This is a genomic window from Mesorhizobium sp. M7A.F.Ca.US.006.01.1.1, from assembly GCF_003997935.1.
Taxonomy (GTDB): Bacteria; Pseudomonadota; Alphaproteobacteria; order Rhizobiales; family Rhizobiaceae; genus Mesorhizobium.
In genome coordinates, this window is sequence record NZ_RZQL01000219.1 from 1 (window position 1) to 11,614 (window position 11,614).

Below are 11,614 nucleotides of genomic sequence, written 5' to 3' on the forward strand. Positions count from 1 at the left end.
ATGCGAGACTGAGATCGCCAGCAGCGAGATCGTTTTCTCCTGTGGGTTGTCGGAAAGCACGCCGCGCACCAGATCGCCGGCGATCTCGGCCAGCATCGCGGTCGCCGAGATCGGCTGGTCAAGCGTGATCGAACGGGTGACAGCGCGGAGATCGGCAAAGCGCACGCGTACCGTCACCGTGCGGCCGGGCCTTGCCTTGGCGCGCAGCCGGCTGGCGACGCGGTCGGCCAGATGCAGCAGTGTCGGCACGATGACCCGTGCCACGGCCGGCTTCTGGCCAAGCGCCGATTGGGCGCCGGCCGAGTGCGCGCGGCGCTTGGTCTCCAGTTTGCGCGGGTCGCGGTTCCAGGATAATGCGGCGAGCTTTTCGCCGGCGGCGGGGCCGAGCAGGCGCGCCAGCGCGCCGCTGTGCGTCCTGGCCAATTGGCCGATGGTCTCGACGCCGATCTCGGCCAGTCTCGCTCTGGTCGCCGGGCCAACGCCCCACATCAGACCTACCGGCAGATCATGCAGGAAGGCGAGCTCGGTGCCGGGTTCGACGACCACCAGCCCGTCGGGCTTGGCGACCTGCGAGGCGATCTTGGCCAGATGCTTGGTGCGCGCCACGCCGATCGAGATCGGCAGGCCGAGTTCGGCCCGCACGCGGCGGCGGATGATCGTGGCGATCTCTTGCGGGGAACCGAACAGATGCGTGCAGCCGGCGACGTCGGCAAAGGCCTCGTCAATGGAGATGCGCTCGACCACCGGGGTGAAATCATCGAGCACTTTGATCGCCGCATCGCCCAGCCGCTGGTAATGGCTGAAATTGCCGCCGACGAAGATCAAATGCGGGCAGAGTTCGCGCGCCTTGCGCCCTGGCATGCCGCCGCGCACGCCGAAAGCGCGCGCCTCATAGGAAGCGGCGAGCACGACGCCGCCGCCCACGGCGATCGGCTTGGCGCGCAGCGACGGATCGAGCAACTGCTCGACAGAGGCGTAGAAAGCGTCGAGATCGGCATGCAGGATGGTGGCTGTCGTTTCCATCGACCGCACATCCGCAGTTGCTGATAGATTGGAACAAATAAAGAACAAAGGTGGGTCGTTGTCAAGCAAGCTGTGGAAAGCTCCCCCTTGTGGGAGAAGGAAAACAGCGCAACCGCCTAGACAATATGCTCCGCTCGCAGCGCCGCTTTCATCTTTTCCAGCGCCGCTCCGCCGCCTGCCGCCAACTCGTCGGCATTCCTGGCCAGCTTGTCGTCGGCCTTGCGGTGCTTGCTGCCCCAGGCGCCGAGCGTCGCCAGCACCGGCAAGAGGTCGATGCCTGCTTCGGTCAGCCGGTAGACCGTTCTTAAGCCATGCGTCGGGTCGTCGCTTCTGGTGAGGATGCCTTCCTCCTGAAGCGTTTGCAGTCGCTCGGCCAGCGTGCGCGAGGAGATGCCTTCGTCGGATTGCAGGAATTCGCGAAAGTGCTTTTTCCCGGCGAAGACCATGTCGCGGATGATGAGCAGCGTCCAGCGGTCGCCGATGATTTCGAGCGACAGGTTGATCGGGCAGCCGGACTTTTCGCGCGTCGACATCTATGGTTCCGTTTTTAAATCACTTTACTATTGACATCGTTCTGGCCTTGCGTCAACGGTTCCAAATGTAAACTGTTTTGCGATGGAGGAGAATGACGGTGAAAAAGCTGGTCCTGCAGATGCAGATGTCGGTCGACGGCTTTGTCGGCGCCAATGAGGACCATCCCTGGCAGCTCTGGGAATGGGGCGACGAGAGCGCCTGGGACGATGCGCTGAAGCAGGACTTCAACGCTGTCTTCGCAAACGTCGATACCATCCTGCTCAGCCGCAAGATGGCGCAGGAGGGCTATCTCACCCATTGGGGCAATGCGGCGAAGAAGTTTCCGCGCGATCCGTTCTACGCCTTTGCGCAGCGCATCGTCGACGCCCGCAAGGTGGTGCTCAGCAACAAGCTCAAGCAATCGGCCTGGGAGCCGGCTTGGGAGCGCACGAGCGTGGCCGGCGGCGACCTGCCGCGCGAAGTCAATGCGCTGAAAGCGGGCGAGGGCGGCGACATGGCGGTGTTCGGCGGCGCCGGTTTCGCGTCGACGCTGATTGCGGCCGGGCTGGTCGACGAGTTCCAGCTTTTCATCAACCCGGCGGTGCTGGGTGCGGGCCGCCGGATTTTTGATCAGGGCGGTTTTAGAAACCTGCGGCTGCTCGGCTCGAAGGCCTATGCCTGCGGCATGGTGGTCAGCCGCTATGCGCCGGCGGGGTGAGGGGAACCGCCATCTTCTCCCTGCTCACTTCGAATCGTGAAAAATAATCCCGACCGTGTGGCGCATGCCTGAGCGCAGCCGACTGACGCCATGGCGCAGATTGACGCGGTAATTGCCTTTGGTGCCCTGCACTGGTCGGTTGTGGACGGCAAAGACAACGGCGTCGCCCTGGCGCAGCGGCACCACCTCGACCCGGCTCTGCATACGCGGCCGCTGCTCGGTCAGCGCGAACTCACCGCCGGTGAAATCCTGGCCCGGTTCGGAGAGCAGGATCGCCACCTGCAGCGGAAAGGCGAGGTCGCCATAGAGGTCCTGGTGCAGGCAGTTGAAGTCGCCGGGCACATATTGCAGCAACAGCGGCGTCGGCCGCGTCTGGCCGGCCGCATGGCACTGTTCGAGAAACGCGGCATGCGTCGCGGGGTAGCGCATGGATTGCCCCATGCGCTCGTTCCACCGATTGGCGACCTCGGCCAGCCTGGGATAGAGCGCGCTGCGCAGGCCGCCCAGGAGGTCGGGCAAGGGATAGCGAAAGTAGCGGTACTCGCCCTTGCCGAAGCCGTGCCTGGCCATATGAATGTGGCTGCGGAAATGCTTCTCCTCGGGATAGAGGCCGGCGATCTGTCGGCACTCTTCGGGCGACAGCAGCTTTTCAATCATCGCGCAGCCGAAGCCGTCAAGTTCGGCGGCAAGGGCGGGCCAGTCGTAATCGGCAACACGTGTCTGAGCAGCTTCAACCGCCGATGCGGCAACCTTGGCATGGGCATTCATATCGTAGCCTCCTTGTCGATCAGAGCGCGCTTGCGCTCGACGCCCCAGCGGTAGCCCGACAGCGTGCCGTCGGCGCGGACAACACGGTGGCAGGGAATGCCCAGCGCAATCGCGTTGGCCGCACAAGCGGTCGCCACGGCGCGGGCGCCGTTCGGCTGGCCGAGACGCCGGGCGAGCGCGGTGTAGGTGATGGTGGCACCGCACGGGATCGAACGCAGCGCGTCCCAAACACGCTGCTGGAATGGCGTGCCATGGCGCATGTCGAGCGGCAGGTCGAGGCCGCCGCCGGGCGTCTCGATGAAGCGCACTATTGCCGCGAGATCGTCGCGCAAGGTGGCTTTGTCTTCGACCAGCATATTGCCGGGGAAACGGTCGGCGAGGTTCTGCTCCAGTGCCTCGGCGTCGTCGCCGATCAGGATGGCGCAGACGCCGACTTGACTGCGCGCCGCCAGGATTTTGCCGATCGCGGATTGGCCGATGGCGTAGGTGATGGTGTAGAGGGCGTTGTGGACGGCCGCCGACGCGGCCATTTGGGTTTGTATAAGGTTCATTGCCTTCACTCCTTTGTCTGTGCCTGAACCCTAGTCGCGTGCTGGTTGGCGCTCACTCCGATGCTTGCTTTCAAATTCAAATCTCAGCGGCCTGAACGGCGAAAGGTATGCGCTCTACGGCGCGCCCCTCTGTCCTGCCGGACATCTCCCCCACGAGTGGGGAGATTGGCTGTCATCACGGCCTTCGCCAAACTCCAACGTTGCAGGACGAGAGCCGGCGCCGGAACTGCAAATCTCCCTCCTTGTGGGGAAGATGTCCGGCAGGACAGAGGGGGGCGCCGTAGAGCGCTGATTTTGAACCGTTCGCACTTCGCTCATGGACGCTCACGCAACACGCGTGACGAACATCTCCCCAAGCACGAACACCTCACCCGTCAAAAGCCGCAGCTCGATATCGCCGGTTGCGGTGCGTCTCCATTCGGCTCTGCCGTCTTCGACCAGCTGGCCGATGGCCGTTGTCACCCGTGATTTCGCATCAGGAACGCGGCGGCTGCCGGCAGCTTCGGTCTCGCTGGTCGCATCGGTGCTGGGAGACCTTGCCATCGCGCGCATTGCCGGTCCTCGTCAGGCCCGCATCGATCGGTTGGCATTGTCGGACGCCGCCTCGCGGTCGAGCAGCGCGCGTTTGCGCTCAGCGCCCCAGGCGTAGCCGGACAGGGCGCCGTCTTTGCGGATCACGCGGTGGCAGGGAATGGCGACGGCAAGATTGTTGGCGGCGCAGGCGGCGGCGATGGCGCGGGTCGCCTTCGGCGCGCCGATGCGCCGCGCGATCTCGGCATAGGAAACCGTGCGGCCGGCGGGGATGTCGCGCAAGGCCTGCCAGACGCGCTGCTGGAACGCCGTGCCGCGCACGTCGAGCGGCAAATCGAGACCGAGCGCCGGAGCCTCGACGAAACCGACGACGCGGGCGACCAGCGCCTCGTAGTCGCGGTCGCCGCCGATCAGCCGTGCCCTGGGGAAACGGTCCTGCAGATCGCGCACCAGCGCGTCGGGATCGTCGCCGAGCAGGATCGAGGCGACGCCCTTTTGGCTGGACGCGACCAGGATGGCGCCGAGCGAGGTCTCGCCGACGGCGAAGCGGATCTCTTCATCGGTGCCGCCGGCGCGATAGCGCGTCGGCGTCATGCCGAGCATGCCGGTCGATTTCTCGTAAAAGCGTCCGCTTGAGTTGAAACCGGCATCGTAGATCGCCGTCGTCACGCTGGCGCCGTCCTCCAGGCCCTGGCGGACCCTGGCGGCGCGGTGCGCGGCGGCATAGTCCTTCGGCGTCAGCCCGGCGACCGCCTTGAAGATACGATGGAAGTAACCGGTGCTGCGGCCGGCGGCATCAGCCAGTTCAGCCAGCGCCGGTTCTTCCTCGCTCTGCTCGATCCTGCGGCAGGCAGCGGCGACCATTGCGGCGTTGCCGGCCTCGAGCGACGGACCATCCGGATTGCAGCGCAGGCACGGGCGAAAGCCGGTCGCCCGTGCTTGGTCCAGCGTGTCGTGCAACTGCACATTTTTCGGATTGGCGCGCCGCGATGGGCAGGAAGGCCGGCAATAGACGCCGGTCGTCGCCACCGAATACCAGAATTCGCCGTCGGCCGATTTGTCGCGCGCAACAATGCGTGCCCAGCGCGGATCGTCGGCGACCGGCAGCGGCGCGGATTTCAGATTTTTCGCCAGGGTGATGAACATGAGCCGCATTGAAGCCGCTGGAGGAAGGCCCCGCCACCCGTTTCTTGCCAACAAGAATATGACAAGATTGATCCGGAGAAGGTGTGATGGAAAACATTCGACCCATTAGGACCGAAGCCGATTACGATTGGGCGATCGCCGAAATCACCGGATATTTCGAGAATGAGCCGGAGGTCGGCTCTGTCGATGATGACCGCTTCGACCTTCTTGCAACTCTGATCGAGGCTTATGAGGATGAGCATTATCCGATCGAAGCCCCCAGCCCTCCTAAGCCGCGCGCTTGGGCTCGACCGCGAACGGGCTGAGCCCGAGCCAGGTCTGCATCTTCCTGCCGATGGCCTGGTCGCCGGTCAGGGCAATTTTCGCACCGGCCTTCTCGACGGTCAGCAATCCCATCCAGATCGCCGTCATCGTGTGCAGGTCGGTCGAGACGTAGAGATCGACATCGAAGCCCGGATCGTACCAGCACAGATCGACCTCACCGTGCTTCTCGACGATCAGCCACCATGAGCGTTTGGATGCCGGCAGGTCCTGATACAGGAATTGTATCACCGTACGCCCCTCGGGCAGCGGCGAGGGGTTCAGATTGCGCCGCATGTCCCACATCAGCAGCGACGGATCGAGATTCTTCAGCGACAGCCGGGACTCGACCCATTTCTGCCCCCAGAAGCCCATTGCCTCGACGACCGGGCGCAAATCCCGGCCCGCCTCCGTCAGCCGATATTCGGATATGCCTTTTTCGCCCGGCACTTCCTTGCGCTCGACGATCCCGGCGATCTCAAGTTCCTTCAGCCGTTGCGACAGAAGCGTCGGCGACATTTTGGGAACGCCGCGGCGCAGGTCGTTGAAGCGGGTCGAGCCGGCCACCAGTTCACGCATCAGCACCATCGTCCAGCGGGTGCACAGCACCTCGGCGGCCATCGATAGCGGGCAGAACTGTTTGTATCCATGCTGGCTCATGATTGGTGCCTCTCCCTCAAACCTGACCGAATATTAGGCCTTCATGAATGAAGCGGCCAGTACGGAAACTGTACTGCCCCGGTACAGATCGCGGACTGGTTGGCGGGTGCCTTGCCATGCGAGCCCTTTGGCCGGTTGCACGGGATACCCCTGTGCACCGCCACCAGGAGACTACCATGACCGCCTACGTTATCGCAGACATCAAGATAAACGACCCGCAGTGGGTGCCGGCCTACGCCGCCTCGGTGCACGATCTCGTCCACAAGCATGGCGGCAGATATCTGTCGCGCAGCGGCAATGTGAAAACGCTTGAAGGCAAGCCGCTCGATACCACGCTGATCGCGCTGATGGCGTTCCCGTCGGAGGCGGCGGCGCGCGCCTTCACCACCGACCCTGCCTACGCGCCCTTCGTGTCGGCCCGTCAGGGCGGCAGCGACAGCCGTTTCCAGATGATTGACAACACCGATCTGGCCGGAACGATCCCATATCTGCCGAAGGGATGATCCTTCCCCGTAGTCGTCGCATCGATTTCGGGATCTCCAAGCAACAACAGCCACAGCGCTTGCCTGCCGGGCCTCCGTATTTTCGGCGGCCGGCCAGCTGTGCTTTTTCAAGAAGAATGGAATGAAGATGACATCAAACTTTCGCAGCGGACTTCTTATGGCGGGGACCATGCTGGCAATCTGCACTACCCTCGCGCAGGCGCATCAGGAGCCGGCTGAAGCTGCCTCCGGCTCCAACCCGCTGGCCGACAAGGTGCGGGCTGCCAACAGCCGGTTCGTCGACGTCAAGACAGCGGTATCAGAGGGCTATTCGCCTATTCCCTGTGCCAGCGGCATCACCGGCGGCGCCATGGGCATTCATTATGTCAACGGCCGGTATCTGAAGGACGACAAGATCGACATCGCCCGTCCCGAAGCTGTGATGTACGAGCCGATGGCCGATGGCGCGTTGAAGCTGGTGGCGGTCGAGTACATCACTTCGAAAGGACCAGCATCGTTGGACGGCCAGCTGTTCAACTTCAACAGCGCCCCCAACCGCTATGGCCTGGGTGAATTCTACGAGCTGCATGTCTGGGCCTGGAAAGGCAACCCGACAGGTACGTTCGCCGACATGAACTCGAAAGTGTCATGCGAGCACGCAATGGCGCCGAGCCAGTAAGCAATGAGGCCAGGCGGCATTGACGCCGCCTGGCCAGCCGGCCAATCGAAAAGGCGGGTTCGGCGCCGGGCAGGGCCGCCTGGACCGGAACCCTGTTCCGGTGAGCCCAAGCCTGGCTGCCCCGCCTCAGCTAGACCCTGGAAATCGGATGGCCACAGGAGAAGGCGATGGCAATGAAGAAGACTTACGAAAAGCCGAGGCTCGAAAAGCGCGAAAGGCTGTCCGGCGTGACGGCGGGCAATGTCGTGTCGTCGACCTGGGGAAATTGACGGCTGCCGAGGGTAGTTCCGTACGGCCTTGATGAACAGGGGCTCCCGATCAGACGTCGTCACTCCGCGGTAACTGTTTCTTCTCTGGTTTTGCCGCAGATTGCGCCGCGGTGGAGCAGGCGAAGCAGACGATGGCGCGTCAGAGCAAGAAAAGTCGCAATGGAACGTTCTGGGCCAAGGCCTTGGAGCGCGCCCATCTTGGCGTCTGGGACTGGGATCTTGTAACCGGCGACTGTTTCTATTCCGCGACCTGGGCGCGGATGCTGGGCTACGATGAGAGCGAACTTGCCAACACCAGCGACCTGTGGCTGCAACTGACCCATCCCGACGACCGCGAGCGGGCGCTGGCCAGCGGCGACCGCCACATTGCCGGCCTGACCGACGCCATCGAGACCGAATTGCGGCTGAAGCACAAGCAGGGATACTGGGTGTGGGTGCTCGATCGCGGCGGCGTCGTCGAGCGCGACGCGATGGGAAAGCCGCTCAGGCTGATGGGTGTGCAGACCGACATCTCCAGGCAGAAGGCCGCCGAAGCCGAACTCGAGCAGGTCAATGTGCGCTTTCGCCTGGCGCTCGCCGCCAGCGGTACCGGCATCTGGCACCACGACCTCGCCACCGGCAAAAGCTATTGGGACGAACGCACCAGGGAGATTTTCGGGCTTGTCTCCGACACCGCCGAAGTCGAGCGCGACCACTGGTTCGGCTATCTGCATCCGGACGACAAGGAGGCCGCGTCGCGCGCGCATCTGGTGCCGCTCGAAACGGATAAGGTCACCGCCGTGCAGTACCGCATCGTCCGGCGCGACGGAGAGGTCCGGCACATAGAATCTCTGCTGCGCTTCATCGCCGACCCGCAAATCCCGGACCGCCGGCTGGCGGGGCAGATCCTGGGTACTGTGCGCGACATCACCGAAGACAAGCAGCGCGAGCAGGAGCTTGCCTATGCGGCCCGCCACGATGCGCTCACCGGTCTCTTGAACCGTGCCGCGTTCGACCGGCTGCTGGCCGATCATATCGCGGCCGCGCAGTTGCTGCCGCTTTCCGTGTTCTATATCGATCTCGACTACTTCAAGGCGCTCAACGATTTTGCCGGCCACGCAGCCGGCGACCTGGCACTGAAAAGCGTTGCCCAAGGCATTCTGGGCTGCCTTCCCGCGACGGCGCATGCCGCGCGCCTGGGCGGTGACGAGTTCGCGCTGCTGATGCCCAATTGCGATGCGGCGCAGGCCGGGCGGCTGGCCGGCGCGGTACTTGCCGCGGTTCGCGATGCCGAACTAGGATCGACGGCCACGTCGCGCAAGCTGGCGGCCTCGATCGGGATCGCTTTCGTCGATGACGCCAACACGACGGTGGCCGACGCGCTGGCCTGCGCCGACGACGCCTGCTACGCGGCCAAGGCCGCCGGGCGAAACCGATTTGCCGTCTTCTCCACCGATACGGCATCGGGTTCGGGTGGCCTCAACGCGGCGCGCGTCGTCGCCGATACGGTCGATGCCATGGAAGACGGAAGGCTGAAGCTGTTTGGCCAGGAAATCCATCTTCTGGGCCGGCCCTGGCAGGAAAGCCGCCATGTCGAGGTGCTGGCCAGGCTTGCCGCACGCAACGGCCGGCTGGTGCCACCCGGCGAGTTCATCCCGGTGGCCGAGCGGTTCGGCATCGCGTCGCGGCTCGACCGCTGGATCATCCGCACCGCGCTGTCGCGGCATGGTGCCGCCTTGCGTTCGGGGGCGCTGACGCTTGGCTTCAATCTGTCGGCGCAGACGCTGAGCGATCCGCAGCTTTGGGACTTCGTGGACAGCGTCATAGAAGAAACCGGGGCGCCGCATTCGGGCATCGGCTTCGAGATCACCGAAACCGCCGCCGTCACCAATTTCGACGCCGCCGAACAGTTCGTGCGCAAGGCGCGCGAGCGGCGCTGCCGGGTCAGCCTCGATGATTTCGGCGCCGGCATGAGCTCGTTCGAATATCTCCGGCGGTTCCCCGTCGACACGATCAAGATCGACGGTTCCTTCATCGAACACATCACGCAAAGCCGCTTCGACCGCGAGATCGTGCTAGCCATCACCAGCATTGCCCGCAGCCTCGGCTGCGACGTGGTCGGTGAGAAGATCGAACGGCAGGACACGCTGGCCATGTTGAGCGACATGGGAGTCGCCTTCGGCCAGGGATTTTTGCTGCACCGGCCGGAGCCGCTGGAGCGAATTGTCGCGCGTGCGACCAAGGTAGCGGGGGCCCGCAAAGCATCGTGATCCGGGTGCGGCGAGTTTCAGGCCAGGCCGGACTGGCCTGAAACTCGACACATTCTATCCGGTTCGCCGCGCCGTCGATTGCGGAAACTCCAGCACTCCAGCCTCGGGTCGCCTGTGCTGCGCCTCCGTCACCGCTTCGATCAACAGATCGAGCGCGTCACAGGCCGCGCGACTCGTCTCGTCATTGCCCTGCAGATAATGATAGGCGCGTTCGAGGTGGATGCGGGCGGCTGAAAAATCGCTGGTCAATGGTCCCTCCATGATCCCGCCCTAAAAGACCTTGCCGCAGACGAGGGAACGCCGGGTAAATATCCACAAGTAGTTTTTATTCAAATGCCGCTGAATGTTGTGGGAGGCGCAACGGTGGAATTGATGATCAACCCACGAGGGGAGATTGGCAGCTTTACGCCCTCCTTGTCAGGAATGAAGGGACCCAACTCTTTGCGGTGCCTTGCCGCGTGACTAGACTGTCAGTTTCCTGCGCAAGGTGAGACCGATGATCGTCCAGGCCTGCATCAACGGCGCGCGCGTGCGCGATTTTCATCCAAGGCTGCCGCTCGACGCGCAGGCAATGGCCAGCGATGCGGCAGCCTGCGTCGCCGCCGGAGCGGCCGAACTGCATATCCATCCGCGCGGCACTGACGGGCGCGAAAGCCTGGCAGCCGTGGACGCCACCGTGCTGGCGGTGCGCCGGACCTGCCCGGGAACACTGGTTGGCGTGTCGACCGGCGCCTGGATCGAGAACGACGTCGAGCGGACCCGCGCGGCGATCGCCGGCTGGCGGGAACTGCCCGACTATGCTTCGGTCAACCTGTCCGAACCGGATGCGCCCGCCGTGATGGAGCTGCTGCGCCAGCGTGGTGTCGGCATCGAGGCGGGGCTTGCCGTCGTCGCCGATGCCGAGCGCTTCGTGGCGCTTCCAGGCCACGACCAGGTGCTGCGCATCCTGATCGAGATCGACATCCCCGATCTGTCCGCTGCACTCGACGAAGCGCATGGCATCGCCGCCGTGCTCGAACGCGCCGGGGTACGGCGGCCGCTCCTGCTGCATGGCGTCGACACAACTGTCTGGCCCCTCGTCGAGCTTGCGTATCGCAAGCGCTGGTCGACACGGGTCGGTCTGGAAGACGGCAAGATGCTCGCTGACGGCAGGGCAGCCAAGGACAATGCGGAAATCGTAGCTGCGGCCGTGGCGATTTTTCGCGGTTCAGAACCTGGTCAGAAAATGAAATAGCGGCTGGAAGGTCATGATCCCAGAATGATCTGGATTGCCTTGTCCACCACCGGATGCAGGCCGCTGGCCTGGAAGGACAGCCGGTTGCCGGAGCCGACATTGCTGGTCATGGCGATGGTCAGGCTCGACTCCGGATCGTGCAGCATGACGGCGACGTAGCCGGGAATGCTGCCCTGGTGGCCGTAGAAGGCGCGGTCGGCGTAGGTGCTCTGGAACATGCCGGCGCCGGTTTCGCGCATGCGGGTGCCCGGAAAACTCGCTGGCACGCGGTGTTCGAACATCTCGGCGAAGATCGGCGGCGACAGCACTCTGCCGGAAAACAGGCCGCGCATGAAGCTCACCATGTCGGACGGCGTCGACACCATGTCGCCGCAGCCATAGGCGGCGCCGAACGGGAAGGAATCGGAAGAATCCTGCAATTCGTCGGAGTAGGGGAGCACGCCGTCCATGCGCCACATTTCGCCACCCGAAGCGATGTCGGCGGGCGCGTT

At 64.1% G+C, this 11,614-nt stretch carries 15 protein-coding genes and 1 pseudogene; 7 read left to right on the forward strand and 9 right to left on the reverse strand.

Annotated features, from left to right (window positions below; translation table 11 throughout):
* Both dinB and EN943_RS28655 read right to left on the reverse strand, forming a co-directional pair.
* On the reverse strand, positions 1 to 1,023 hold a 1,023-nt coding region (dinB, locus tag EN943_RS28650), incomplete at its 3' end, for a DNA polymerase IV (protein WP_127415551.1).
* A gap of 116 nt (positions 1,024 to 1,139) precedes the next feature.
* Positions 1,140 to 1,556 (reverse strand): helix-turn-helix domain-containing protein, encoded by a 417-nt coding sequence (locus EN943_RS28655; RefSeq protein ID WP_127415552.1) that lies wholly within the window; start codon positions 1,554 to 1,556, stop codon positions 1,140 to 1,142.
* A 98-nt stretch (positions 1,557 to 1,654) separates the two neighbouring features.
* On the opposite strand from EN943_RS28655, the gene EN943_RS28660 reads away from it, so the two are divergent.
* Positions 1,655 to 2,254 (forward strand): dihydrofolate reductase family protein, encoded by a 600-nt coding sequence (locus EN943_RS28660; RefSeq protein ID WP_127415553.1) that lies wholly within the window; start codon positions 1,655 to 1,657, stop codon positions 2,252 to 2,254.
* Positions 2,255 to 2,278: 24 nt separating this feature from the next.
* Here EN943_RS28660 and EN943_RS28665 read toward each other — a convergent pair whose 3' ends face one another.
* From EN943_RS28665 to ada, 4 genes are all read right to left on the reverse strand, one after another.
* Positions 2,279 to 3,022, reverse strand: a complete 744-nt coding sequence (locus EN943_RS28665; protein ID WP_127415554.1) for a 2OG-Fe(II) oxygenase — start codon at positions 3,020 to 3,022, stop codon at positions 2,279 to 2,281.
* Positions 3,019 to 3,573 (reverse strand): methylated-DNA--[protein]-cysteine S-methyltransferase, encoded by a 555-nt coding sequence (locus EN943_RS28670; RefSeq protein ID WP_127415555.1) that lies wholly within the window; start codon positions 3,571 to 3,573, stop codon positions 3,019 to 3,021. Before EN943_RS28670 ends, EN943_RS28665 begins: the two co-directional genes overlap by 4 nt.
* Positions 3,574 to 3,897: 324 nt before the next feature.
* Entirely contained in the window at positions 3,898 to 4,116 is a 219-nt protein-coding gene (locus EN943_RS28680; RefSeq protein ID WP_245476008.1) for a hypothetical protein, read from the reverse strand.
* 21 nt (positions 4,117 to 4,137) lie between these two features.
* Complete coding sequence (gene ada, locus EN943_RS28685) at positions 4,138 to 5,250, reverse strand: bifunctional DNA-binding transcriptional regulator/O6-methylguanine-DNA methyltransferase Ada (protein ID WP_127415560.1); 1,113 nt, start codon at positions 5,248 to 5,250, stop codon at positions 4,138 to 4,140.
* Between the two features lie 86 nt (positions 5,251 to 5,336).
* On the opposite strand from ada, the pseudogene EN943_RS38515 reads away from it, so the two are divergent.
* A pseudogene (locus tag EN943_RS38515) lies at positions 5,337 to 5,516 on the forward strand (XRE family transcriptional regulator); the annotation flags it as partial.
* A 1-nt stretch (position 5,517) separates the two neighbouring features.
* Here the strand turns inward: EN943_RS38515 and EN943_RS28695 are convergent.
* The gene (locus EN943_RS28695) at positions 5,518 to 6,210 is read right to left on the reverse strand and encodes a helix-turn-helix domain-containing protein (protein ID WP_127383466.1); all 693 of its coding nucleotides are present in this window, start codon (positions 6,208 to 6,210) and stop codon (positions 5,518 to 5,520) included.
* A gap of 176 nt (positions 6,211 to 6,386) precedes the next feature.
* Between EN943_RS28695 and EN943_RS28700 the strand changes: the two genes are divergently transcribed.
* The 4 genes from EN943_RS28700 (at position 6,387) to EN943_RS28715 (ending at position 9,889) form a co-directional block, all read left to right on the forward strand.
* Positions 6,387 to 6,713, forward strand: a complete 327-nt coding sequence (locus EN943_RS28700) for a DUF1330 domain-containing protein (RefSeq protein ID WP_127383465.1) — start codon at positions 6,387 to 6,389, stop codon at positions 6,711 to 6,713.
* Positions 6,714 to 6,834: 121 nt separating this feature from the next.
* Positions 6,835 to 7,371 (forward strand): hypothetical protein, encoded by a 537-nt coding sequence (locus tag EN943_RS28705; protein WP_206522823.1) that lies wholly within the window; start codon positions 6,835 to 6,837, stop codon positions 7,369 to 7,371.
* A 167-nt stretch (positions 7,372 to 7,538) separates the two neighbouring features.
* Complete coding sequence (locus EN943_RS28710; RefSeq protein WP_013530742.1) at positions 7,539 to 7,640, forward strand: hypothetical protein; 102 nt, start codon at positions 7,539 to 7,541, stop codon at positions 7,638 to 7,640.
* A gap of 131 nt (positions 7,641 to 7,771) precedes the next feature.
* Positions 7,772 to 9,889: an EAL domain-containing protein gene (locus tag EN943_RS28715; RefSeq protein WP_127415557.1), complete on the forward strand. Its 2,118-nt coding sequence runs from the start codon at positions 7,772 to 7,774 to the stop codon at positions 9,887 to 9,889.
* Between the two features lie 54 nt (positions 9,890 to 9,943).
* On the opposite strand, the gene EN943_RS28720 is transcribed toward EN943_RS28715, so the two are convergent.
* A complete protein-coding gene (locus tag EN943_RS28720; protein ID WP_024501638.1) occupies positions 9,944 to 10,138 on the reverse strand; it encodes a hypothetical protein in 195 nt (64 codons plus the stop codon).
* A gap of 247 nt (positions 10,139 to 10,385) precedes the next feature.
* Between EN943_RS28720 and EN943_RS28725 the strand changes: the two genes are divergently transcribed.
* Positions 10,386 to 11,123: a 3-keto-5-aminohexanoate cleavage protein gene (locus EN943_RS28725; protein ID WP_127415558.1), complete on the forward strand. Its 738-nt coding sequence runs from the start codon at positions 10,386 to 10,388 to the stop codon at positions 11,121 to 11,123.
* An 11-nt stretch (positions 11,124 to 11,134) separates the two neighbouring features.
* Here EN943_RS28725 and EN943_RS28730 read toward each other — a convergent pair.
* Positions 11,135 to 11,614, reverse strand: a 480-nt coding sequence (locus tag EN943_RS28730; protein ID WP_164778425.1) for a serine hydrolase domain-containing protein, incomplete at its 5' end; no start/stop codon positions are given.